Raw genomic sequence first — 22,512 nt, forward strand, 5'->3', positions numbered from 1 at the left:
TCCGGCGATGCTGAAGGTGGGTCAAGCCTGCTTCCAGCAGGCTTGACCACGAACATAGGATCTCGACTCTACAAAAGAGCGTCCTGATCGCTTCGGGGTTCATCCACGCATTGCGTGGATCTACGCGATCAGTACCAGGCCATCGGGGAAAACGATCGCCGCTTCATCAGCGCTCACGTCGAAGAAGCCCACACCGTGCTTCTCGGCCAGGTCCTGCACGCAGCCGTGCGCACGTTCGGCCACCGAATAGGCAAACGCGCCGTAGATCACCTGACTACCGATGCTGTACTCGGTCACCTCAGCACGATCATCGTCGTCATTGCTCAACGGCCCGTTCATTGGCGGAAATTCCTGTGCCATCTCCGCGAACCACGCCTGCAACGCGGGACTGCTGACCGCCGGGTCGTCGTACTCGTGGCGTTCGTTCCACTGCGTCTGCTTCTCGAACCAGGCGATGAAGGCCGCCGCCTCACGTGGAGCGGTGCTGGCCTCGAACACCATCATGTCGTAACTCATTGAACCGTCCTGCGGGCGTGGTGAAAGGCTGCCGGGCGTCGCCCGGCGCTAGTGCTCATTATCAGGCCGATGCAGTGTTGGCATCCGCCAGCCCCGGCGCCAACGCCTTCGCCTCCGGGAACAGCGCGAAGCGCAGGCCGATCAAGCCCATCAGCGCCTCGTCGCGCGCCTTGCAGGCGGCCACGCTGCCGACCCGGCCCAGCGAGGTATCCAGCCGCTCGCGCAGCGCCTCGGCCGCCACAATCGGTTTGCGCGCGGCGATCTGACGGCGGTAATGCACGGCGATTTCTTCCAGGATGTGCTCGACCGCTTCGCGGCTGCGCTCGGGCAGTTCCAGCCGTGCGCGACGCAACTGCAGGATGTTCAGGCCGATGCGCGCCTCGTTGAGCATGTCCACCGACGCGATGTCGCTGCCCTCGGGCGTCGCTGCCAGGCGCGGTGCGAGCAGGCCCAGCAGGTCGAGCATGCGTGCGGCGAAGCGCTGGCGGTCCTGCTGGCCACGGCCTTCGGCGGCCTCGGCCAGCGTGGTCCAGCCCTGCCGCACCAGGCGGCGTGCGGTCCACTCGGCACCCACCGAACGGAACAGGCGGGTCATCACCACCGCAAAGCCAATGCCGATGAACATCGCAATCGACGAGTTGAGGAAGGTCTGGATGTTGGCGCTGTAGGTGTTCTGCAGGCTCAGCAGCGCGGCCAGGTTCACCGTCAACGGCAACGCGAACAATGCGCTCTTGGGGTGGTGCAGCATCAAGCCCAGCGGCAGGAACGCCACCGCCAGCACCAATGCCAGCAGGCCGAAGTCGTGCACCGCCGGGAACACGCCGAACAGGTACACGCCAGCCACCACCGAGGCGACCATCGCCCACACCAGGAACGACACCATGCTCGGTGCCGGGTCGTCCTGTGCAGCGAAGAATGCAGCGGTCACCGCGGCCATCATCGCGCCGTTGCCACCACCTTCCCAACCCAGCGCGATCCACAGCACGCAGTAGCTCATCAGCGCCACGCCGGCACTGAGCGCGGAGAACAGGGCCATGCCGTAGTCGACGTGCTTGTCGGCGGCCACGCGTTCGGTGCGGATGCGGTAGTGCGCGCGGTCCAGCGGCGCGGTGCCGTGGTCGATCGCGTGCTGCAGGGTGCGGCAGTCCTGCCACAGGTCCACCAGTTCCTCCAGGCGCAGCAGCAGGCTGGCCAGCTGCAGGTGCTGCAGGTCGCGGTCCACCTGCGGCTTCAGTGCGCTGATGCGCGCGCGCAGGCGGGCGTATTCGCTGGCGTTGGTCGGCCCGTCCAGCCAGTCATGGATATCGTCGACCAGTGCCGGCAGTCCTTCCGGCAGGGCCTGGCCATCGCTGCGCAGCGCGCTCAGGCGGTCGGCAATCGAGGACAGCACCGGCAACAGCAGCAGCATGCGCTCGCGCAGGCGCTCCATCGACACCGCCGAACCGGCATGGCGTGGATCATCGCGGCGCAGGAACTCGATCAGCGCCTCGAACTGCACCAGGTCGGCGGCCAGCCGGTTGCGCGGCGCATGCGCGCGGCCACGTTCAAGGATCTGCCGGCACCACTGCGCAGCGTCCTCCATCCAGTTGCCGATGCGCGCGCGCAGCATCGGACGTACCGAGGCCGGGAACAGCAGCGACGCGAACAGCACCGCCACCACCGTGCCGAGGATGATCTCCTCGCTGCGTGCCACCACCGTGTCGAAGATGGTTTCCGGCGAGGTCACCGCCGGGAAGCCGATGAAGGCGGTGGTGTAGCCGGCCAGCAGGAACGCGTAGCCGCGCGGCCCGCGGTTGAGCAGGGCCATGAACAGGCAGCCGGCCAGCCAGATCGACATTGCCGCGCTCAGCACCAGCGGCGTCTCCACCAGAGCCGGCAGCACCAGCGGGGTGGCCAGGCCGGCCACCAGGGTGCCGACGATGCGGTACACGCCCTTGGCCCGGGTTGGGCCCAGCAGCGGCTGGCTGACGATGTACACCGTGCCCATCGCCCAGTACGGGCGCGACAGGTTGCCGGCCATGGCGATGTACAGCGCGGCCACCGCGGCCAGGTAGGTCTTGATCGAGAACAGCCAGGCCTGGCGGTCGGTCAGCGCGTTCATGGCTTACTTCGCTGCGGTCGAGGCGTTGGGCGCGGCGGCGCTGGCCTGCCAGCCACCACCCAGCACCAGGAACAGGTGGATCTGGTCGCGCGAGACCTGCGCTTCGGCGGCGGCCAGGGTGGCATCGCTGGTGGCCAGGCTGCGGTCGGCATCCAGGCTGGACAGGTACGGCGTGCGGCCGCCCTGGTACAGCCGACGGTTCTGCTCGGCGGCCAGCGCGGCCTGCTCCTGCGCGATGCGCAGCGACTGCAGCCGGCGCAGGTCCTGTGCATAGCGGTCCAGTGCGGTCTGGGTCTCGCGCAGTGCTTGCAGCACCGTGTGGTCGAACTCGGCCAGGGCCGCATCGGCACCCGCTTCGGCGGCGTGGATGCGCGCGTGGGTGCCCGAGGACGGCAGCGTCCACGAGATCAACGGGCCGATCGACCACTGCTGGGTCATCGGCGTGCCGAAGTCTTCCAGCAGGCCGGCGGCACCGAGCGAGGCACCCAGGCGGATGTCCGGGTACAGCTCGGCAGTGGCGACACCAATCCGCGCCGTGGCCGAGGCCAGCTTGCGCTCGGCCTGGCGCACGTCCGGGCGACGCTGCAGCAGTGCACGGCCATCACCGACCGGCAGCGGCTGCGCCAGCCTGGGGGCGTGCGCACAGTCGATCACACCGGCCGGCAGCTGGCCCGGGGTCTGCCCCAGCAGCGCGGCCAGCGAATAGGCGGCGGCCGAGCGCTGCGCCTGCAGCGGCGGGAGTGCAGCTTCCAGCAGCGCCACCTGGGCATTGGCGCGGGCCAGTTCCGGCGGCGTGCCGCGGCCGGCCGCGATCAGGCGCTCGGTGACCGTGCGGCTGCGCTGCTGCAGCTGCAGCGAATGCTCGGCCACGTGCAGCTCGTGGTTGGCGTGGCAGATTTCCAGATAGCTGTCGGCCACCTGCGCGACCACGCTGACCTGGGCCAGGTCGCGTGCCGCGGCGACCGACTGCTCGTCGGCACGGGCCGCTTCGGCGCCGCGCTTGAGCTTGCCGAACAGGTCGAACTGGTAGCTGACCGCGAACTTGCCATCGGCCAGGTTGATCACCGGCAGCTCGTGTTCCTGCAGGAACGATTCGGCCGACAGCTGCGCGCGGCTGACGCCGGCCTCGGCCTCGTACTCGAAGCCACCGGCGTCCAGCGCCTGTTCGTACACCGCCGCCGCACGACGCAGGTGCGCATCGGCGGCTTTCAGTTCAACGTTGTCGCGCAGCGCCTGGGTGATCAGGCCATCCAGTACCGGGTCGTTGTACAGCGACCACCAGCGGTCGGGCAGCGCCTGGTTGGCGGCGATCTGCGGGTTCTGGGTATCGATGAAGGCGGCATTGGCCTGCGGGCGCTTGAACGCCGAGCCCTCCGGCAATGCATAGTCCGGGCCGACGGTCCTGCACGCGGCCAGGCTGGCCAGCGCGACGATCAGGCCGAGACGGGGCAGGGCGGCGTTCACAGGCCCGCCTGTGTCGGCGCGGTGCCGGCCTTGTCGTTGTGTGGATGGCGGCCGGTGTCCACGGTCACCGTGGCGGTGCGGCCGGCGATCAGTTCCACGCCCTTGGGCACCTCGTCGATGGCGATGCGCACCGGGATGCGCTGGGCCAGCCGCACCCAGTCGAAGGCCGGGGTCACGTTCGGCAGCAGGGTGCTGCCATTGCTGCGGTAACGGTCCTCGATGCCGGCGGCGATGCTTTCGACATGGCCACGCAGCGGGGTCGATTCGCCCATCAGGCGGATGTCCACGGCTTGTCCCGGGGCCACGCCACGCAGGCGGGTTTCCTCGAAGTAACCATCGATGCGGAACGAGCCGGTATCCAGCAGCGCCAGCACCGGCTTGCCGGCCACCACGTAGTCGCCCACGCGCATGGTGCGGTCGTTGACCCGGCCATCGGCCGGTGCGCGCACCTCGGTGCGCCCCAGGTTGAGCTCGGCCAGGTCGACCGCCGCCTGTGCGGTGGCCAGCGCGGCCTGTGCGGCCTGCAGCTTGGCGCGGCGCACTTCGGCGTCCTCGGCGGCGACCAGGTCCTGCAGGCTGCGGTCACGGCCGATCTCGCGGCGCAGCTGTGCCACCGAGGCCTGGCGCTCGCCCAGGCTGGCCTTGGCCTGCTCCAGCGCGATGCGGTAACGGGCACGGTCGACCACGAACAGCAGGTCGCCCTTCTTCACCGCCTGGTTGTCGGCCACCTGCACCGTTTCCACCAGTCCGGATACGTCCGGCGCCACCTGCACCACGTCGGCGCCGACATGGGCATCGCGGGTCCACGGCTCATCCATGTAATAGACCCACAGCTGGCGCAGCACCAGCAGGGCGACGATCACGGCTGCGCTGGTGAGCAGCACCGGCAGGGTCTTCTTCACGATCTTGTTCACGATTGCATCCAACGCAGGAGGTGGAACAGCAGGCCCAGCACGATTCCGTACAGCGCCAGGTTGAACAGCGCCGGGTGCCATACATGGCGATAGGCGCCGGCACGCTGCAGCAGCGCGTGCAGGCCGCTGTTGACCAGATAGGCCAACAACATCAACCCGAGCAGGGTCGGGACGAACACTCCGTGGAGACTGAATTCACCGGGCATCGGTAGGGGCGGGGGCGAGGTGGGGGAGGGGAGGAACAACGAAACAACAGCAACGGGCAAAAGCCGCTGGCGTGTGCACGGCAGCGGCGGTATTCGGGGGCAGCGCTCTTACGTGATGCGGTCGGCGGCCTCGGCCAGCAGGCGCCATGCCTTCAGCACGGCGTGCAGTTCATCCATGGAAAGCTCGCCGAACACGTCCTGGCGCAGGCCGATCAACTGGTCTTCCAGCTCGCTGACCAGCGCGTGACCCGCGTCGGTCAACCACAGCAGGTTGGCGCGGCGGTCGCTGGCATCGCTCTCGCGGCGGACCAGGTCGCTGGCGCACAGCTTGTCCAGCAGGCGGACCAGGGAAGGACCCTCCATGCCCAGCTGCTGGGCCAGCGCCACCTGGCGGATGCCACCGCCGGAGCGACCGATCATCAGCAGCGGCATGGTGCAGGCGGTGGAGATGCCGTAGCTGCCGAGCCGGCTGTCGGCCAGGCGCTGCCACTGCCGCCCTGCGTAAAGCAGGCCGGAGCTGAGCTGCATCTGCAGCACGGTGCGTTCGTCGAGGGGTCGGTCCATAAGAGATAGATAGGATACTACTAATTTCATTCCTATCAATGGGTTTTTCTGAATGGGCGGGGTGTAGTGAGGAAAGCGTTGCGCCACGTTGCTACGGGTAGGGCAGCGGGGGCCGGGCGGGGCAGGACGCGCCGTGAACCCATCCTTGGGAGCTCGGCCGCGGCTTGCTCGTGTGCGCGTCCTGCGCACACGGCAAGACCGGCGTTGGGCGTCCTGCCCAACCCGCCCGAGGCATGCCTCGGACCCATGCCGCGGACGGTCCTGCCCCGCCCGGCCCCCGCTGCCCGCCCATCACCCCGCGGGCGCGGTGGGTTGGCTCTTTAAAGGCAGAAGCAGGGCGGACCAACGGTCCGCACCCACCAGGGCAGCAGCCTGCGTACTCTCCGAAGCCATGAAACCCAGCTCTTGACCCCGCTTTCGGGCGGTCCGGCCGCGCCCGCAGGAAACTGTCAGGGATGGGGAAGGGCGGCAGGGCAGGACCGTGAGGCGCATGGATGCGCCGACCGAGCCCCCAAGGATGGGTTTACGGCGTGTCCTGCCCTGCCGCCCTTCCCCATCCAGACCCGTAACAGGCAGGCGCCGCCAGACCCCCGATGAACCGTCCCAACAGGACGACCCACCCCCCGGTCGGGTACGATGCTCGCCCCCCGTTCGGGACGCTGTACGCAATGAGCAAGAACAACGAAAAGGCCGCCCCGCAGGGCGACGTGACCCAGGACCAGGCCGAGGATGCCGTGCGCACCCTGCTGCGCTGGGCCGGTGAGGACCCGTCCCGTGAAGGCCTGCTGGATACCCCCCGCCGTGTCGCCGAAGCCTATGGCGACTGGTTCAGCGGCTACCGCGACGACCCGCGCGCCTACATGGAGCGGACCTTCGAGGAGGTGGCCGGCTATGACGAGCTGATCGTCCTGCGTGACATCGAGTACGAAAGCCACTGCGAACACCACATGGCGCCGATCATCGGCCGCGTGCACGTCGGCTACCTGCCGGCCGGCAAGGTGGTGGGCATCAGCAAGCTGGCCCGCGTCGTCGAAGCCTACGCCCGCCGTTTCCAGGTGCAGGAGAAGATGACCGCGCAGATCGCCCAGTGCATCCAGGATGTGCTGCAGCCGATCGGTGTCGGCGTGGTCGTCGAAGGTGCCCACGAATGCATGACCACCCGCGGCATCCACAAGCGCGGCGTCAGCATGGTCACCTCCAAGATGCTGGGCAGCTTCCGCGACGACGCGCGCACCCGCGCCGAGTTCCTGCGCTTCATCGAAGTGGGCGGCAAGCGCTGAGCCGCTTGCCCGCACTCCGCCGGCCCCTGCGGGCCGGCATGCCCACGGCTGCCCGCGCGGCCGCCGTGCGTGGCTGCTCGTCCCCGCCAGCCCTCATGACTCCTTTCGCTGCATGAAGCATCGCGAACGCATCTCCCGTTACCGCCATCTGCGCGAACAGCCTCAATGGAAGCTGCTCGCCGCCGACCACGCTCCGGAAATCATCGGCCTGCTGCAGGGGCTGCTGATGGACGGCGAGCGCACGCTGTCGTCGTCGGTGCTCAACGAGCGCCTGCAACGTGCGCTGGACCAGCTCAACGGCGACGAACTGTCGCGCGACCTGCCGCGTACCGCGCAGGCCTACATCGCGCACTGGCTGGCCCAGGGCTGGCTGGAACGCCGCCTGCCCGAAGGTGCCGACCAGGAGCAGTACGAACTGTCGACCGCGGCGCTGCAGGCGATCCGCTTCGCCGATGGCCTCGAGCAGGCCCGCGTGGCCGCCACTGAAAGCCGCCTGGCGCTGGTCATCGAACAGCTCTCGCAGCTGGCCGCGCAGACCGAATCCGATCCGGACGCGCGCCTGTCGGCGCTGCGCGACGAGCGCGACCGCATCGACGCCGAGATCGCCCGCGTTGGTGCCGGCCGTGTGATCGCACTGGACGGCAAGCGCGCGCTGGAACGTGCGCGCCAGATCATCGGCCTGGCCGACGAGCTGACCGAGGACTTCCGCCGCGTGCGCGACGACTTCGAGCAGCTCAACCGCGATTTCCGCGAACGCATCATCGACGACGAGGGCGAGCGCGGCGATGTGCTGTCGCAGCTGTTCGAAGGCGTGGACGTGATCGGCGAGAGCGATGCCGGCCGCAGCTTCCAGGCGTTCTGGCGACTGCTCAACGACGCCGAACAGAGCGCCCAGCTCGATGCTGCGCTGGAAGCGGTGCTGGCGCGTGGTTTCGCGCGCCGCCTGGACCGCAACGAGCGCAACTTCCTGCGCGGCTTTACCAGCACCATGCTCGAGCGCGGTGGCCAGGTGCACGATGTGCTGCAGAACTTCGCGCGCAGCCTGCGTGGCTTCGTGCAGAGCCGTGGCTACCTGGAACAGCGCCGCCTCAACCAGCTGCTGAAGCAGGCGCAGTCCGAAGCACTGGCCCTGCGCGACGAGTTCCCCGCACAGCGCGGCATCGGCCGTGACCTGCAGCTGACCACCAGCCGCCTGCGCTCGTGGTCGCAGTGGAGGCTGCACGATCCACGCAGCGCCCAGGTCGATGGCAACGTCGAGTACAACGACGCGGCCGCGATCAGCCTGGAAAGCGTCGGCGATCTGGTCGCTTCGTCCGAAATCGACTTCCGCACCCTGCGCCGCGACCTGCACGACCTGCTCGATGCACAGCCGCGGCTCAGCATCGCCCAGGCGCTGTCGCAGCGTGAAGCGCCGCAGGGCCTGGGCAGCGTCATCGGCTACCTGTCGCTGGGCACGCGCTTCGGCAACGTGATCGCCGGCGAGCAGGAGCTTGCCGAATGGCGTGGTGGCGACGGCCAGATCCGTCGCGCCCGCATCCCGCTGGTTTGGTTTACCCAGGAGAGACGCCATGAGCTGGCATGAAGATCCCATCGACGCAGCGCAGGCCGACGTGGCGGAAGACGCCTACGAAGCCGAGCCGGTGGCGGCCGTGGCGCAGCCCCGCCGTGGCAACGACGTGTACTACCTCGGCGATACCGGGCGCCTGCCGCTGGATGCACGCCGCGCGCTGTGCCAGCTGCTGATCGGCCCCAGCATCGACCAGCTGCGCCACGCCAAACTGTGGCCGGCGCTGATCCGCAGCGAGGCGGCCATCCGCTCGGCGCTGGCGGACCTGTTCCTGGAACTGGTGCTCGACCGTGACAGCGGCGTGGCGTTCACCCGCCAGGCCGACACCGAAGACGTGGATGCGCCGGTGCTGCTGCGCACCTCGCCGCTGACCTTCATCGATTCGGTGCTGCTGCTGTACCTGCGCCAGCAGCTGGCCGAGGCCGATGCGCGCGGCAACCGCGCGGTGGTCGCCGACGCCGAGATGGCCGAAGCGCTGGCCATCTACGAGAAGAACCTGTCCACCGACCGCGCCGGCTTCAACCGCCGCGTCGCCTCGGCGGTGCAGAAGATGAAGGACAACCACATCCTGACCCGCCTCAGCGGCCAGGAAGACCGCCACGAAGTCTCGCCGGCGCTGAAGCTGCTGTTCTCCGCCGAAGACGTGTCCCAGCTTTCGGCGGTGTACCGCCAGCTGCGCGAAACCCCGGCCGCCGAGGCCTGAGAGACCCGACCATCGCATGGCTATCTCCAAGCACACTCCCGCACTGTTCAACGAAGGCCTGCCGGACCCGCGCCTGCAGCAGTTCCGCATGCGCCGCCTGCAGGTGCACAACTGGGGCACCTTCAACGGCCTGACCGAAGTGCCGATCGCCGAGCGCGGCTTCCTGTTCGTCGGCCGTTCCGGCTCGGGCAAGTCGACCCTGCTCGACGCCATGTCCGCGCTGCTGACGCCGCCGGCCATCGTCGACTTCAACGCCGCCGCGCGTGAAGCCGAGCGCAGCGGCCGCGACCGCAACCTGGTGTCCTACGTGCGTGGCGCGTGGGCCGACCAGCAGGACAGCGGCACCGGCGAAATCGCCACCCAGTACCTGCGCAAGGGCGCGACCTGGACCGCACTGGTGCTGGAATACCGCGCCGGCGATGGCCGCGTGGTCAGCCTGGTGCGCCTGCTGTGGATCTCCGGCAACGGCACCTCGGCCGGTGACGTGCGCAAGCACTACATGATTGCCGAGCGCCCGTTCGACATCGCCAAGGATCTTGGCGGTTTCGACCTGGACCTGCGCAAGCTCAAGCAGAAGCTGTCCGACCTGCACCACTTCGACACCTTCTCCGGCTACGCCGAGCGCTTCCGCGACCTGCTCGGCATCGACAACGAGATGGCGCTGCGCCTGCTGCACAAGACGCAGTCGGCGAAGAACCTGGGCGACCTCAACGTCTTCCTGCGCGACTTCATGCTCGACACGCCGAAGACCTTCGACGCCGCCGAGCGCCTGGTCAGCGACTTCGCCGAGCTCGATGGCGCGCACCAGGCCGTGGTCACCGCGCGACGTCAGGTGGAAACCCTGCTGCCTGCACGCGCCTACTACAACGACCTGAAGGAAATGCACCGCCAGCGCGGCGACGACGAAGCACTGAAGCTCGGCGTCGACAGCTTCCGCGAAAGCCGCCGCCAGGCGCTGATCGAAGCGCGCCTGCGCGAGATGGACGTGCGTGACCGTGGCCTGCTCGGCGAAGAGGCCCAGCGCCGCGCCGCGCTGGACAACCACACCGAGCGCCTGGCCGAACTGGAACTGCAGCGCCGCCAGCAGGGCGGTGAGCGTATCGAGGAACTGGAGCGCGAGCAGGGCCGCGCCGAAGCCGAGCGCGACCGCCGCAAGGCCAAGCGTGACCAGGCCCAGGAGGCGGCACAGCAGCTGCAGGCCGAACTGCCCGACGATGCCCATGGTTTCGCCGAGCTGGTCGAGCGCGCGCAGAACGAACTGCAGGACCGCCAGCGTGCCTCGGCAGCACTGGACGATGCGATCAGCGATCGCCTCGGCGGCAAGCGCGATGACGAGCGCCGCTTCGGTGAAGTGCGCAGCGAACTCGAAGCGATGCAGCGCACGCCCTCCAACATCCCGGCGCCGATGCAGAAGCTGCGCGCGCGCCTGGCCGAGGAAACCGGCATCGCTGAAGCGGCGCTGCCGTTCGTCGGCGAGCTGATCCAGGTCCGCTCGGAAGAGCAGGGCTGGCAGGGCGCCATCGAGCGCGTGCTGGGCGGCTTCGCGTTGTCACTGCTGGTCGATGACAAGCACTACAACGACGTCGCCGAGTGGGTGAACCGTACCCACCTGGGCATGCGCTTCACCTACTACCGCGTGCGCCGCAACGATGATGCGTTCGCGCGCGAGCCGTCGGCGAAGTCGCTGCTGCACAAGCTGGAGCTGCGCGAGCATGTGTTCGAAAGCTGGCTGCGGCGCGAGCTCGGCAAGCGCTTTGACTACGAATGCGTGGATGCCAAGCAGCTGCGCAACGTCGACCGTGGCATCACCCGCGAAGGCCAGGTCAAGCATCCGGGCGACCGTTTCGAGAAGGACGACCGCAGTGCGGTGGGCGACCGTCGCCGCTGGATCCTCGGCTTCAACAACCACGACAAGGTGGGCGCCTTCGAGCGCGAAGCGCAGGAACTGGCCAAGCGCATCGCCAGCTGCGAGACCGACATCGCGCGCCTGCGCGGCCAGCGTGACCGCGACAACGAACGTCGCCTGGCCTGCCACGAGCTGGTCAGCATCAGCTGGAACGAGATCGACATCGCTGCCCCGCAGCAGCGCCTGACCGATATCGAAGCCACCCTGCGCGACCTGCGCGAAGGCAATGCCGATCTCGCCAAGCTGGCCAAGCAGATCGACGCCGTGCGCGCCGACATCGAACAATCCCGCCGCACCTATGAAGACGTCCGTGTCGAGCGTGGCCAGCTGGTCAAGGAACGTGATCGCCTCGACCGCGCCCGCCAGCAGAGCCGTGCGCTGGTGCTGCCGAGCCTGGCCCAGGAGCAGGAAGCCGGCCTCGCCGAGCGCCTGCAGGAGCAGGGCCCGCTCAGCCTGGAAACGCTGGAAGCGCACATGCGCCAGGTCAGCAACGCGCTGAACGAGCAGCTGTCGTCCTCGCAGCAGGACCTCAACCGCATCGAGAACCAGCTGATCGGCTGCTTCCGTCGCTTCATCCAGCAGTGGCCGGAGGAATCGGGCGACTTCACCGTCTCGGTGGCCTCGGCCGAGGACTTCCTCGCCCGCCTCGAACGCCTGGAGCGCGATGGCCTGCCGCAGCACGAAGAGCGCTTCTTCGATCTGCTGCAGAACCAGAGCAAGAACAACCTGCTGGCCCTGCAGCGCCACAGTGCAGAGGCACGCAAGTCGATCGGCCAGCGCCTGGACGAAGTGAACGCCAGCCTGGAGCAGGTGCCGTTCAACCGTGGCACGCTGCTGACCATCGAACTGAGCGACCGCCGCCTGCCCGAAGTCGGCGAATTCCACCTGCAGCTGCGTGAGGTGCTGTCGCAGCAGCAGACCGAGCAGCGCGAGCTGGCCGAGTCGCAGTTCACCGTGCTGCGCCAGCTGGTCAACCGGCTCGGCTCGCAGGAAGGCGAGGACAAGCGCTGGCGCGAGCTGGTGCTGGACGTGCGCATGCACGTGGAGTTCATCGGCGTCGAGCTGGATGCGGAAACGCGCCAGCAGGTCGAGATCTACCGCAGCGGCGCCGGCAAGTCCGGCGGCCAGCGCCAGAAGCTGGCTACCACCTGCCTGGCGGCAGCGCTGCGCTACCAGCTTGGCGGTGCCGACAGCCAGCTGCCCAGTTACGCCGCGGTCGTGCTTGACGAAGCCTTCGACAAGGCCGACAACGAGTTCACCGCACTGGCGATGAACATCTTCGACAACTTCGGCTTCCAGATGGTGGTGGCCACCCCGCTGAAGTCGGTGATGACGCTGGAGCCGTTCATCGGTGGCGCCTGCTTCGTCGAAATCAGCGGCCGCCACGACTCCGGCGTGCTGCTGATCGAGTACGACGAAGAAGGCAAGCGCCTGAAGCTGCCCGAGCGCAGCCGCCAGCAGGCCAACGAACCGGAAGAAGCCGAGGCCTGACCCGGCCGATTGAATGGGAATGCCGGCCAGCGGCCGGCAACCGCACTCACGCTCCGCGCAACGTATCCCACGCCATCCGCGCGATCAGCACCACCACCAGCCCCACGAACAGCTTGCGGATGAACGGCGTGCCGCCCTTCAGCGCCAACCGCGTGCCCACCACCGAACCGATGATGTTGGCCGCCGCCATCGGCAGCGCGAACAGCCACAGGATGTTGCCGGTCGGCACGAAGAACGAGATCGCTGCAACATTCGTCGCCAGGTTCACCACCTTCGACGCGGCCGACGCGCGCAGGAAATCCAGGCCGAAGAAGCGCACGAACAGGAAGATCAGGAAGCTGCCGGTGCCCGGCCCGAAGAAACCATCGTAGAAGCCGATCGCCGCACCGATCGCCAGCGCGATCACCAGCTCGCGGCGGCCGACTTCCTGCGGCCGGTGCAGCGCGCCGAAGTCCTTTTTCCACAACGTGTAGGCCAGCATCGCGATCAGCAGCACCAGCACCAGTGGGCGCACCGCGTCCTTGGGCAGCAGGCTCACCGCGGTGGCCCCGGCGAAGGAGAAGATGAAGGCGGTGCCGGCCGCGAACAGCACCGGCTTCCACGGGAAGCGCACGTTGCGCGCATAGCGCCAGGCAGCCGCACCGGTGCCGAACATCGAACTGAACTTGTTGGTACCGAACAGCATCGCCGGCGTCTGCTGCGGCAGCACCGTGAACAGGCCGGGCAGCTGCACCAGGCCACCGCCACCCACGGCGGCATCCACAAGGCCGGCGATGAAGGCGATCACCACCAGCCACCACAACTCAGGGGGAACCAGTTCCAGCACGGCGATCAATCAAGGTGGGGGCGCGACAGCATACGCCTGTCCTGCTTCAGCTGGCCCGTGCCGCGCGTGGATCAATCCGCGCAACCCGGCGACAATGCCGGCATGAGCCGAAAGCCCGCCGATCCCTGTCCCTGTGGCCTGCCCGCCGACTATGCCGCCTGCTGCGGCCGTTTCCACGCCGGTGAACCCGCGCCCGATGCCGAGCGCCTGATGCGTTCGCGCTATAGCGCCTACGTGCGCGGTCTGGCTGACTACCTGCGCCAGAGCTGGCATCCGGACACGCGTCCGGCCGAGTTGTCGCTGGATGATGCGCCCGGCCAGCGTACCCATTGGCTGGGCCTGACCGTGCACGAGCACACCGTCACCGGTGCTGACAGCGCCGATGTCCGCTTCACCGCGCGCTATCGCATCGGCGGCGGTAGTGCGGTCAAGATGACCGAACACAGCCGCTTCCAGCGCATCGACGGCCGCTGGTACTACCTCGACGCGGTCTGAGCCTCAGCCGCCACGCACGGCCAGCACGCGCTGACCGCCGTGCGCGTGCACCTGGTTGCGCCCCCCGTCCTTGGCCACGTACAGCGCCTGGTCGGCGGCCTTGACCACTGCCATCGGGCGCGGATCCACATGGCTGTCGGCCAGGCCGATGCTCACCGTCACCTGTACCACCTGGCCGCTGCCACCGCGTCCGCGCTGCTGGCGGCCGGCTTCGTCATCGCGGCTGCGGGTGCTGCGGTCGCGCAGCTGCATGCGGGTCTCCTCGATGCTCTGCCGCAGCGCCTCCACGGCATCCATGCAGGCCGCCGCAGGGCGGTCCAGGAACACCACCGCGAACTCCTCACCGCCATAGCGGAATGCACGGCCACCATCGCCCACCCGCGCCAGCCGCGAGGCCACCAGGCGCAGTACATCGTCTCCGGTGTCGTGGCCATGGGTGTCGTTGAATGATTTGAAGTGGTCCACGTCCACCATCGCGATGCTGTAGGTGCCGCGTGCCCGCTGCAGGGTCTCGTTGAATGCCCGGCGTCCGGGCAGGCCGGTCAGCTCATCGCGGAAGGCCATGTGGGAGGACTCCTGCAGCATCGCACCCAGCATCAGCAGCAGGGCGGCACTGCTCAGCGCCGGTAGCAGCACCGGGTGCAGGAACACCCGTGGCAGCATCCACCACAGGCACAGCAGGGCCAGCAGCATCGCCGTATGCAGTGGGCGCGGGTGCCGCCACGCCTGCCAGCCCAACGCTGCGGTCGCCAGCAGGAACAGCAGCGCCGGCAGCTGCGCCAGCGCGTTCCAGTCGGCGGGAATCCAGGCCCAGTGACGGTTCGACAGCAGATCGTGCATGCCGCGCGGCTGCTGTGTGGCTAGCAGCAGGAAGATCATCACCGCGGTGCCGATGGCAATACCGCGCAGCAGCAGGTCCTGGCGCCGCCGTCCGCGCTCCGGCCACAACGCAAGGCCGGCAGACAACAGCGGCAACCAGGCCGAGATGGCGTGGAAGCGCAGCGGTGTCAGCGTGGTGACATGGCCATTGCGCAGGTAGCCAGCGACGTCCTGGTGCAGCAGCGCGAACATCACCGCCACAACCATCAGCAGGCACAACGTGCGCACCTGGTGGTAGAGCAGGGCCAGGCCGGCACCGAGGCAGGCCAGCAGCCAGGGCAGGATGCGCTGCGCCGGGCTGGCTACGTCTGCGGTATCCAATGCGGTCCACACCACCACGGCAACCAGCACGGCAGGCAGCACGAACAGGTAATGCGCAGGCTGGCGGAGCGGATGCAGGGGCAAGCAGGAATTCCAGCGCGGTGACGACGCGGCCGCAGCATTGCCGTTAGCGGCGTTCGTGGTGGCTTCTTGAATGCGGCAGGCTCATCCATGTGAACGAAGTGACGCCGAACCATGACGTCGCACTCACCGTCCAGCGCCGATGCTGCCCACATGGACAGCGTACCCGCCGCCGTCGCTGCCCCGCAGCACGATCTCGCCCGCCAGTTCGCCCATGTACGGACGCGCAGCCTGCAGCTGGCCGCGCCGCTCAGCGCCGAGGACGCCATGCTGCAGAGCATGGCTGACGCCAGCCCGAGCAAATGGCACCTGGCTCACACCACCTGGTTCTTCGAACGCTTCGTGCTGGCCGGCTTCCCACCTGCACCGGCGCATGACCCTGCCTGGGACTACCTGTTCAACAGCTACTACAAGAGCATCGGCCCGGCGCATGCGCGGCCACAGCGCGGGTTGCTGTCGCGGCCCTCGCTGCAGCAGGTGCGCGACTACCGCCAGCAGGTCGATGCGCAGGTGCAATCGCGGTTGGCGGCGGGCGATCTCGATGAACAGGCACTGCAACATCTGCAGCTGGGCCTGCAGCACGAGCAGCAGCACCAGGAGCTGCTGCTCACCGACATCAAGCATGCGTTCTGGTGCAACCCGCTGCAGCCCACCTACCGCGAGGACCTGCAGCCTGCCACCAGCGCTGCCAGTGCGCAGGGCTGGATCGAATCACCCGAGCGCATCGTCACCGTCGGCGCCGCGGCATGGCCGCAGCAGGCCGCGTTCGCCTACGACAACGAATCGCCAGCGCACCGCGTGCTGCTCCCCGCGCACGCATTGGCCGAGCGTCCCGTCAGCAATGCCGAGTATCGGGCCTTCATCGACGCCGGCGGCTACCGTGAACCGCGCTGGTGGCTCAGCGAAGGCTGGGCGCTGCGCGAAGCCGAGGGCTGGCAGCACCCGCTGTACTGGGATGACGCCCTGCAGCGCGAGTACACCCTGGGCGGTTGGCGCGAACTGGATCCGCACGCGCCGGTCTGCCACCTCAGCTACTACGAGGCCGATGCCTGCGCCCGCTGGTCCGGCGCGCGCCTGCCCAGCGAGTACGAATGGGAAGCCGCCGCTGCGTCGCAGCCGCTGCGCGGCCATTTCGCTGACGACGACCGGCTGCACCCGCTGGCAGCGCAGGGCAGTGGAATGCGGCAGCTGTTCGGCGATGTCTGGGAGTGGACCCACAGCGCGTATGGCGCCTATCCGGGCTTCCGTCCCTTCGCCGGCAACCTCGGTGAGTACAACGGCAAGTTCATGTGCGGGCAGTGGGTGCTGCGTGGCGGCAGCTGCGCGACACCCCGCGGCCATGTGCGCGCCAGCTACCGCAACTTCTTCATGCCGCCGGCGCGCTGGCAGTTCTCCGGGCTGCGCCTGGCCAGGGACCTCACATGAGCACCGTGCATAACGCGCTGCAGGCATTGACCGATCTCACCCCCGGGCGGCAGCAGATCCTCTCCGACGTGGTGGCCGGGCTCTCACGTACGCCGCGGCAGCTGCCGTCCAAGTACTTCTACGATGCGCGTGGCTCGCGCCTGTTCGAGCAGATCACGCAGACCCCCGAGTACTACCCCACGCGCACCGAGCTGGCCCTGCTGAAGCGTGTGCTGCCGGACATCGCCCGCAGCGTTGGCCCGCGTCTGCACGTGGTGGAGCTGGGCAGCGGCAGCGGACGCAAGACCGCGCTGCTGCTGGCCGCACTTCACGACCCGGTGGCCTATACGCCGATCGAGATCTCGCGGGCCGCGCTACTGTCCAGCATCGATCATCTGGCGCCGGCGTTGCCGGAGGTGGAGATGCTGCCGGTCTGTGCCGACTTCACCCGCCCCGTCGCCGTTCCCATGCCCGAGCGCGAACCCGCGCGACGGCTGCTGTTCTTCCCCGGTTCCACGCTGGGCAACTTTGAAGGCGAAGACGCGGTCGCACTGCTGCGGGCGATGCGCCAGACGATGGGCCGCGACGGCCTGGCCCTGGTCGGCATCGATCTGCACAAGGACCCGGCGCTGATCGAAGCGGCCTACAACGATGCGCAGGGCGTCACTGCCGCATTCACCCTCAACCTGCTGGCCCGGCTCAACCGCGAGATCGGCAGCGACTTCGACCTCGACGGCTTCCACCACCGTGCCTGCTACAGCACCGCGCGGCTGCGCATCGAAACCGATCTGGTCAGCCGCTGGGCGCAGGATGTGCATCTGGATGGCCGCAGCTTCCACGTTGCCGCCGACGAACCGATCCGCGTGGAGTACAGCCACAAGTACACCGACGGCAGCTTCGAAGCGCTGCTGCAGCAGGCGGGCCTGCAGGTCATGCAGCGCTGGGACGCCGACAGTCCCGCCTATGGCCTGCGCCTGCTGCGCACCATCTAGGGCGGCCGGCCAGCCGGTACCCCTTCAGGTTCTGCAGCACCGCTACCCCTAAGATGGCCGTGCAACGGCAACACGGAGGACGCCATGCCCATTCTGACCACCCTCGGCCTGGCGGCCGCTCTCGCCTCGCCCCCCGCGCTGCCTGCAGCACCGGATGCAAGTGTCGATCCGGCCTTCAGCCGCTGTCTTTCGGGCCTGCAGGCCACGGCCGCCAGCCAGGGCATCAGCGCCGAGCGCTTCAACGAAATCACCGCCGGGCTCACCCCGGACCCCAGTGTGCTTGGCCTGCTCGATGCGCAGCCGGAATTCACCACGCCGATCTGGGACTACCTGGCCGCGCTGGTCGATCGCCAGCGCGTGGCTGATGGTCGCGCCATGCTGGAGCAGCATCGCGACCTGCTCGATCGGGTGTCGGCGCAGTACGGTGTCGATGCCGCCACCATCGTCGCGGTCTGGGGCGTGGAGAGCGACTACGGCCGCGTGTTCGGCAAGCGCCCCCTGCTGCAGTCACTGGCCACGCTGTCCTGCGCCGGCCGTCGCCAACCCTTCTTCCGCGGTGAATTGCTGGCACTGCTCAAGCTGATCGACCGCGGCGACCTGCAGGCACAGGGCCTCACCGGTTCCTGGGCCGGTGCCTTCGGGCATACGCAGTTCATGCCCAGCACCTACGCACGCATCGCCGTGGACGGTGATGGCGATGGCCGCCGCGATCTGGTCGGCAGCATTCCCGATGCGCTGGCCTCCACTGCCAACTACCTCAAGCGCGCCGGCTGGCGCAGTGGCGAGCCGTGGAGCATGGAAGTTCTTGTTCCCGCTGGCTTCAACGCCAGCCAGGCCGGACGTACCCAGCGTCGCGCCCTGGCCGACTGGCGTGCGCAGGGCCTGACCGCGCTGGATGGCAGTGTGCTGGCTCCGGCCAACCTGCCGGCGGATGCGCGCGCCGCCCTGCTGCTGCCGGCAGGGATCAAGGGTCCGGCGCTGCTGGTGTTCCGCAACTATGACGCGATCTACAGCTACAACGCCGCCGAAAGCTATGCGCTGGCGATCGCCACGCTGGCCGACCAGCTGCGTGGCGGCAACGGGCTGGCTACCGCCTGGCCGACGGATGATCCCGGCATCGGCCGTGATGAACGCCGTCAGCTGCAGACCCTGCTGCTGGCGCGTGGCCACGACATCGGTACCGCCGACGGCATGATCGGTACCGCCACCCGTCGCGCGATCCAGTCCGAGCAGCAGCGCCTGGGCTGGGCCAATGCCGATGGGCGTGCCGGCCAACGCATCCTGCGCGCGCTGCAGGAAGAGGCGGCCGCCATCGCACCCGCTGCGCAGAAGGCCTTGCCCCAGGCACGCTGACCGCGACATCATCGCCGCGGTCTTCAAGGAGCGTCATCGCATGCAGTCGGATCCGGACATCAGCAGCGGCCTGTATCACGGGCTGGAGGCCTGGCACGTGCGCACCCCCAGCGCGACGGCGGTCATCAGCGTGTTCGGCGGACAGCTGCTGTCGTTCATTCCCGATGGGCAGCCCGATGTACTGTGGCTTTCGCCCACGCGCGCCGAGCTGCCCACGCCCATCCGCGGTGGCGTCCCGGTGTGCTGGCCGTGGTTCGGCCGCCAGGGCCAGAACAATGATGTGCCCGCGCATGGCCTGGTGCGCACCGCGCGTTGGGAGCTTCTGCAGGCCAGCCAGAGCGATGACGGTGAGGTCGAGCTGCAGTTGGCACCTGCACCCTGCGCCGATCCCGGCCTGCGCCTGCAGATGCAGTTGCGCATCGGCCGCCAGCTGCGTCAGCAGCTCGTCACCGAAAACACCGGAACCTCGCCGGTGACCTTCACCCAGGCCCTGCACAGCTATTTCCGGGTGGGCGATGCCAACCAGGTCGAGGTCGAGGGCCTTGATGGCCTGCAGTACCTGGACAAGTACGAGGACTATGCGCAGCTGCGCCTGCAACAGGGACCGTGGTCATTGCGCGATCCGCGTGACCCCGGTCGCAGCGATCGCATCTATACCGGTGCCGGCGGCCATTACGTGCTGCGTGATCCCGTACTGCAGCGGCGGATCGAGATCCGCAGCGAAGGCAGCCAGACGCTGGTGGCCTGGAATCCCGGTGCGGAGGCGGCAGCGAAAATGGCCGATGTCGGCGATGGCTGGCACGATTACGTTTGCCTGGAAGTGGCCAACGCAGGCCCGGAGCAGATTACGCTTGCGCCGGGTGAGCGCCATCAACTGGTGCAGACCCTGGCCAGTACCGCGCTGTAGGCGCTGGCAGCGGTTTCAGTTTGTCGATGCAGTAGCAAGGACGGAAAACATGCAGGAAGCACAATGGTGGTACGCCAATGGCAGGCAGAGCAGTGGGCCGGTGGATCTGGCCGGTCTTCGCCAGCTGCAGCGGGAAGGGACGGTCACGGCGCGAACGCTGCTCTGGTGCGAGGGCATGCCCTCGTGGCGGCCGTTGGCGGAGCTGGATCAGGCCTCAACGCAGGTCGAGGTGGCTCCGGTCCTGGATATCGACGCAGCGCCTGCGGCTGAGGGCATTGCGCCGAGCGTCGGCGATCCGTCCGACCCCTATCGTGCGCCGGTCGCTGCACCGGATGTGGCTGCGGCTGCCGGGCTGGAGGGCGAGATGGCCTTGTACGCCAGCGTGGTCGGTGGCAACTTCCCGATCTATCGCCAGCGCTGGCGGCTGGATCAGGGCATCGCCACGGGCAGCGGCACCTGGCACTGGCCGGCATTCCTGCTCGGCCTGATCTGGATGATGTACCGCAGGATGTACCGCCTGGCGGCGATGTGGGCTGGCCTGCTGCTGCTGATCAGTGTGGTGGAGACCTTGCTGGATGTGCCGGATGGCCTGTCACTGGTCATCACCTTCGCGCTCAGCATCACCACCGGCATCTTCGGCAACAGCTGGTACCTGGCACACTGCCAGCGACTGATCGCCCAGGCCCGTGCCGTCACCGGCGGCGATGACGCACGGCTGCGCAGCGAGCTGACCGCGCGCGGCGGCACCAGCGTGGTCGCCACACTGATCGCCATCGTCATCGCGGTGGTGCTGAGCACCGTCGGCGCCGCATTGGCGGGGTAGGGCAGGTCAGCGTCCCTGACGGGGCCGCAGCACCAGCAGGCACAGCGCACCGGCCACCAGGCCCCAGAACGCCGAGCCGATGCCGGCCAGTGAGACGCCCGAGGCGGTGACCAGGAAGGTGACCAGTGCCGCCTCGCGGTCCCGCTCTACCGCCAGCGCACTGGCCAGGCTGTTGGCGATGGTGCCGAACAGCGCGATACCGGCCACGCAGGCCACCAGCTCCTTGGGGAAGGCAGCGAACAGTGCGGCCACGGTGGCACCGAACAGTCCGATGACGATGTAGAAGGCACCTGCCGCCATGGCGGCGGTATAGCGTCGTGCCGGGTCTTCATGTGCATCACGGCCCATGCAGATCGCGGCGGTGATTGCCGCCAGGTTCAGCGCGTACGCACCGAACGGCGCCAGTAGTGTATTGACCACACCGATCCAGCCGATCAGCGGCGACACCGGGGCGTCGTAGCCGGATGCCCGCATCACCGCCACGCCCGGAATGTTCTGCGAGGCCATGGTGACCACGAACAGGGGCAGGCCGATGCCGGCCACCGCGGTCCAGGACAGGGATGGGGTCACCCATTGCGGTACCGCCAGTTGCAGCTGCACCTGCTGTGCGTGCAGCAGGCCACGGCTGGCCGCAACCGCGATGCCGACCAGCAGGGTGGCGATGACCGCATAGCGCGGGAACAGGCGGCGTCCGGCCAGCCACGTGGCGAACATGGCCAGCGCCAGTACCATCTGGGTGTTCATGGCCACGAACACGTCCAGACCGAAGCGCAGCAGCACCCCGGCCAGCATGCCGGCGGCCAGCGCCATCGGTACCCGTTGCATCAACCGGGCGAAGATGCCGGAGAAGCCAGCCAGCATGCCCAGAACCGCAGCGAGCAGGAATGCACCGGTGGCCTCGGAAAGAGATGCGCCGCCGGCACCGACCACCAGCATCGCCGCGCCCGGTGTCGACCATGCGGTCACCACCGGTACCCGATAGCGCAGTGACAGCCCGATGCAGGTGACACCCATGCCCAGTCCCAGTGCCCACATCCATGAAGCGATCTGCGCCTGGTTGGCACCGACAGCTTGTGCAGCCTGGAACACGATGACGGCCGAACTGGCGAAGCCGACCAGCACAGTAATGAAGCCGGCAACGAGGGCCGGTACTGAAAGGTCGCGCCACCACGCTTGCCGCACCTGCATGTTCATTGCCGTCTCTCCACTGTGCATCCGTGCATTGATAGCCCTTGTGGCGTTGACCGCGCAACGCGCGGTCAACGCCACAGTTATCTTCGAGCGTATGTCATGCGTGACGTTGCCTTGGTTCTGTCATCACCCTGCAAAAAAATGCTTGACGAAATCTGCAGGATCTCTAGAATTCGCTCCCTTGCTGCAGCGCACCGCTTCTTCGGAAACGGCACGCAGACAGCAACGCCGCCACCGCCGAACGAGATGATCGAACGAAGGTGTTGACGGACTCGAAAAGTCCGGCATAATAGGCGGCTCGCAACGACGAAAGACCCTCGGGTCCAACGACGAAGCGGCATCGGCAACAACGTCCACCCCGGTGAGACGGCCTTGAAAAAAGGTGTTGACGAAGCGGAAAAGCCGGCTATAATGGGCGGCTCGCTACGAAGGAAACTTCGCAGCACACGGGAACGGCGCTGAGGCCACTTCCCCGGATCTTTGAAAGTATGCGCAGGTATCTTGTGAAGGCGCCTGCAGGAAGGATGA

General features: G+C 68.0%; 19 protein-coding genes. 10 read left to right on the top strand and 9 right to left on the bottom strand.

Going from position 1 to position 22,512, the window contains the following annotated elements:
• Positions 1 to 120: 120 nt before the first annotated feature.
• From ACMZ91_RS21075 to ACMZ91_RS21100, 6 genes are all read right to left on the bottom strand, one after another.
• Positions 121 to 516 (bottom strand): hypothetical protein, encoded by a 396-nt coding sequence (locus tag ACMZ91_RS21075; RefSeq protein ID WP_414578601.1) that lies wholly within the window; start codon positions 514 to 516, stop codon positions 121 to 123.
• A 61-nt stretch (positions 517 to 577) separates the two neighbouring features.
• Positions 578 to 2,617 carry an FUSC family protein gene (locus tag ACMZ91_RS21080; protein WP_414578603.1) on the bottom strand — a complete coding sequence of 680 codons (2,040 nt, stop codon included), beginning with the start codon at positions 2,615 to 2,617 and terminating at the stop codon, positions 578 to 580.
• A gap of 3 nt (positions 2,618 to 2,620) precedes the next feature.
• A complete protein-coding gene (locus ACMZ91_RS21085) occupies positions 2,621 to 4,081 on the bottom strand; it encodes an efflux transporter outer membrane subunit (protein ID WP_414578605.1) in 1,461 nt (486 codons plus the stop codon).
• Positions 4,078 to 4,995, bottom strand: a complete 918-nt coding sequence (locus tag ACMZ91_RS21090) for an efflux RND transporter periplasmic adaptor subunit (protein ID WP_032973896.1) — start codon at positions 4,993 to 4,995, stop codon at positions 4,078 to 4,080. The genes ACMZ91_RS21085 and ACMZ91_RS21090 overlap by 4 nt, the downstream gene beginning before the upstream one ends.
• Positions 4,992 to 5,201, bottom strand: a complete 210-nt coding sequence (locus ACMZ91_RS21095) for a DUF1656 domain-containing protein (RefSeq protein WP_010487502.1) — start codon at positions 5,199 to 5,201, stop codon at positions 4,992 to 4,994. Before ACMZ91_RS21095 ends, ACMZ91_RS21090 begins: the two co-directional genes overlap by 4 nt.
• 108 nt (positions 5,202 to 5,309) lie before the next feature.
• Positions 5,310 to 5,765, bottom strand: a complete 456-nt coding sequence (locus tag ACMZ91_RS21100) for a MarR family winged helix-turn-helix transcriptional regulator (RefSeq protein ID WP_012481667.1) — start codon at positions 5,763 to 5,765, stop codon at positions 5,310 to 5,312.
• 668 nt (positions 5,766 to 6,433) lie between these two features.
• Here ACMZ91_RS21100 and folE point away from each other — a divergent pair.
• The 4 genes from folE to ACMZ91_RS21120 all read left to right on the top strand — a co-directional run bounded on the left by folE (position 6,434) and on the right by ACMZ91_RS21120 (position 12,712).
• Entirely contained in the window at positions 6,434 to 7,045 is a 612-nt protein-coding gene (folE, locus tag ACMZ91_RS21105; protein ID WP_004141296.1) for a GTP cyclohydrolase I FolE, read from the top strand.
• Between the two features lie 112 nt (positions 7,046 to 7,157).
• Complete coding sequence (locus ACMZ91_RS21110) at positions 7,158 to 8,627, top strand: DUF3375 domain-containing protein (protein WP_032130217.1); 1,470 nt, start codon at positions 7,158 to 7,160, stop codon at positions 8,625 to 8,627.
• Positions 8,614 to 9,315: a DUF4194 domain-containing protein gene (locus tag ACMZ91_RS21115; RefSeq protein ID WP_164139053.1), complete on the top strand. Its 702-nt coding sequence runs from the start codon at positions 8,614 to 8,616 to the stop codon at positions 9,313 to 9,315. Before ACMZ91_RS21110 ends, ACMZ91_RS21115 begins: the two co-directional genes overlap by 14 nt.
• 16 nt (positions 9,316 to 9,331) lie before the next feature.
• The gene (locus ACMZ91_RS21120) at positions 9,332 to 12,712 is read left to right on the top strand and encodes an ATP-binding protein (protein WP_049460686.1); all 3,381 of its coding nucleotides are present in this window, start codon (positions 9,332 to 9,334) and stop codon (positions 12,710 to 12,712) included.
• A 46-nt stretch (positions 12,713 to 12,758) separates the two neighbouring features.
• Here ACMZ91_RS21120 and ACMZ91_RS21125 read toward each other — a convergent pair whose 3' ends face one another.
• Positions 12,759 to 13,538: a sulfite exporter TauE/SafE family protein gene (locus ACMZ91_RS21125; protein WP_049460691.1), complete on the bottom strand. Its 780-nt coding sequence runs from the start codon at positions 13,536 to 13,538 to the stop codon at positions 12,759 to 12,761.
• Between the two features lie 102 nt (positions 13,539 to 13,640).
• Between ACMZ91_RS21125 and ACMZ91_RS21130 the strand changes: the two genes are divergently transcribed.
• Entirely contained in the window at positions 13,641 to 14,033 is a 393-nt protein-coding gene (locus ACMZ91_RS21130; protein ID WP_049460684.1) for a YchJ family protein, read from the top strand.
• 3 nt (positions 14,034 to 14,036) lie between these two features.
• On the opposite strand, the gene ACMZ91_RS21135 is transcribed toward ACMZ91_RS21130, so the two are convergent.
• The gene (locus ACMZ91_RS21135; RefSeq protein WP_414578443.1) at positions 14,037 to 15,317 is read right to left on the bottom strand and encodes a GGDEF domain-containing protein; all 1,281 of its coding nucleotides are present in this window, start codon (positions 15,315 to 15,317) and stop codon (positions 14,037 to 14,039) included.
• 150 nt (positions 15,318 to 15,467) lie between these two features.
• Between ACMZ91_RS21135 and egtB the strand changes: the two genes are divergently transcribed.
• The 5 genes from egtB (at position 15,468) to ACMZ91_RS21160 (ending at position 20,793) form a co-directional block, all read left to right on the top strand.
• Positions 15,468 to 16,739, top strand: a complete 1,272-nt coding sequence (gene egtB, locus ACMZ91_RS21140) for an ergothioneine biosynthesis protein EgtB (RefSeq protein WP_049460680.1) — start codon at positions 15,468 to 15,470, stop codon at positions 16,737 to 16,739.
• Entirely contained in the window at positions 16,736 to 17,710 is a 975-nt protein-coding gene (egtD, locus tag ACMZ91_RS21145) for an L-histidine N(alpha)-methyltransferase (protein ID WP_414578445.1), read from the top strand. Before egtB ends, egtD begins: the two co-directional genes overlap by 4 nt.
• 84 nt (positions 17,711 to 17,794) lie before the next feature.
• The gene (locus tag ACMZ91_RS21150) at positions 17,795 to 19,063 is read left to right on the top strand and encodes a lytic murein transglycosylase (protein WP_414578446.1); all 1,269 of its coding nucleotides are present in this window, start codon (positions 17,795 to 17,797) and stop codon (positions 19,061 to 19,063) included.
• Between the two features lie 40 nt (positions 19,064 to 19,103).
• Complete coding sequence (locus ACMZ91_RS21155; RefSeq protein ID WP_071229489.1) at positions 19,104 to 19,970, top strand: D-hexose-6-phosphate mutarotase; 867 nt, start codon at positions 19,104 to 19,106, stop codon at positions 19,968 to 19,970.
• A 49-nt stretch (positions 19,971 to 20,019) separates the two neighbouring features.
• On the top strand, positions 20,020 to 20,793 hold the full coding sequence (locus tag ACMZ91_RS21160) for a DUF2628 domain-containing protein (RefSeq protein ID WP_414578448.1): 774 nt from the start codon (positions 20,020 to 20,022) through the stop codon (positions 20,791 to 20,793).
• Between the two features lie 6 nt (positions 20,794 to 20,799).
• Here ACMZ91_RS21160 and ACMZ91_RS21165 read toward each other — a convergent pair whose 3' ends face one another.
• Positions 20,800 to 21,987 carry a benzoate/H(+) symporter BenE family transporter gene (locus ACMZ91_RS21165; protein WP_414578450.1) on the bottom strand — a complete coding sequence of 396 codons (1,188 nt, stop codon included), beginning with the start codon at positions 21,985 to 21,987 and terminating at the stop codon, positions 20,800 to 20,802.
• Positions 21,988 to 22,512 lie beyond the last annotated feature (525 nt).

Origin of the sequence: Stenotrophomonas sp. FR024 (assembly GCF_047500745.2) — a bacterium.
Lineage (GTDB): Bacteria > Pseudomonadota > Gammaproteobacteria > Xanthomonadales > Xanthomonadaceae > Stenotrophomonas > Stenotrophomonas maltophilia_A.

What these genes read in the sequence shown, in the direction of transcription:
- ACMZ91_RS21075 (WP_414578601.1), bottom strand. Translation starts at nt 516, where the DNA reads ATGAGTTACGACATGATGGTGTTCGAGGCCAGCACCGCTCCACGTGAG.
- ACMZ91_RS21080 (WP_414578603.1), bottom strand. Translation starts at nt 2,617, where the DNA reads ATGAACGCGCTGACCGACCGCCAGGCCTGGCTGTTCTCGATCAAGACC.
- ACMZ91_RS21095 (WP_010487502.1), bottom strand. Translation starts at nt 5,201, where the DNA reads ATGCCCGGTGAATTCAGTCTCCACGGAGTGTTCGTCCCGACCCTGCTC.
- ACMZ91_RS21100 (WP_012481667.1), bottom strand. Translation starts at nt 5,765, where the DNA reads ATGGACCGACCCCTCGACGAACGCACCGTGCTGCAGATGCAGCTCAGC.
- folE (WP_004141296.1), top strand. Translation starts at nt 6,434, where the DNA reads ATGAGCAAGAACAACGAAAAGGCCGCCCCGCAGGGCGACGTGACCCAG.
- ACMZ91_RS21110 (WP_032130217.1), top strand. Translation starts at nt 7,158, where the DNA reads ATGAAGCATCGCGAACGCATCTCCCGTTACCGCCATCTGCGCGAACAG.
- ACMZ91_RS21115 (WP_164139053.1), top strand. Translation starts at nt 8,614, where the DNA reads ATGAGCTGGCATGAAGATCCCATCGACGCAGCGCAGGCCGACGTGGCG.
- ACMZ91_RS21120 (WP_049460686.1), top strand. Translation starts at nt 9,332, where the DNA reads ATGGCTATCTCCAAGCACACTCCCGCACTGTTCAACGAAGGCCTGCCG.
- ACMZ91_RS21130 (WP_049460684.1), top strand. Translation starts at nt 13,641, where the DNA reads ATGAGCCGAAAGCCCGCCGATCCCTGTCCCTGTGGCCTGCCCGCCGAC.
- egtB (WP_049460680.1), top strand. Translation starts at nt 15,468, where the DNA reads ATGGACAGCGTACCCGCCGCCGTCGCTGCCCCGCAGCACGATCTCGCC.
- egtD (WP_414578445.1), top strand. Translation starts at nt 16,736, where the DNA reads ATGAGCACCGTGCATAACGCGCTGCAGGCATTGACCGATCTCACCCCC.
- ACMZ91_RS21150 (WP_414578446.1), top strand. Translation starts at nt 17,795, where the DNA reads ATGCCCATTCTGACCACCCTCGGCCTGGCGGCCGCTCTCGCCTCGCCC.
- ACMZ91_RS21155 (WP_071229489.1), top strand. Translation starts at nt 19,104, where the DNA reads ATGCAGTCGGATCCGGACATCAGCAGCGGCCTGTATCACGGGCTGGAG.
- ACMZ91_RS21160 (WP_414578448.1), top strand. Translation starts at nt 20,020, where the DNA reads ATGCAGGAAGCACAATGGTGGTACGCCAATGGCAGGCAGAGCAGTGGG.
- ACMZ91_RS21165 (WP_414578450.1), bottom strand. Translation starts at nt 21,987, where the DNA reads ATGAACATGCAGGTGCGGCAAGCGTGGTGGCGCGACCTTTCAGTACCG.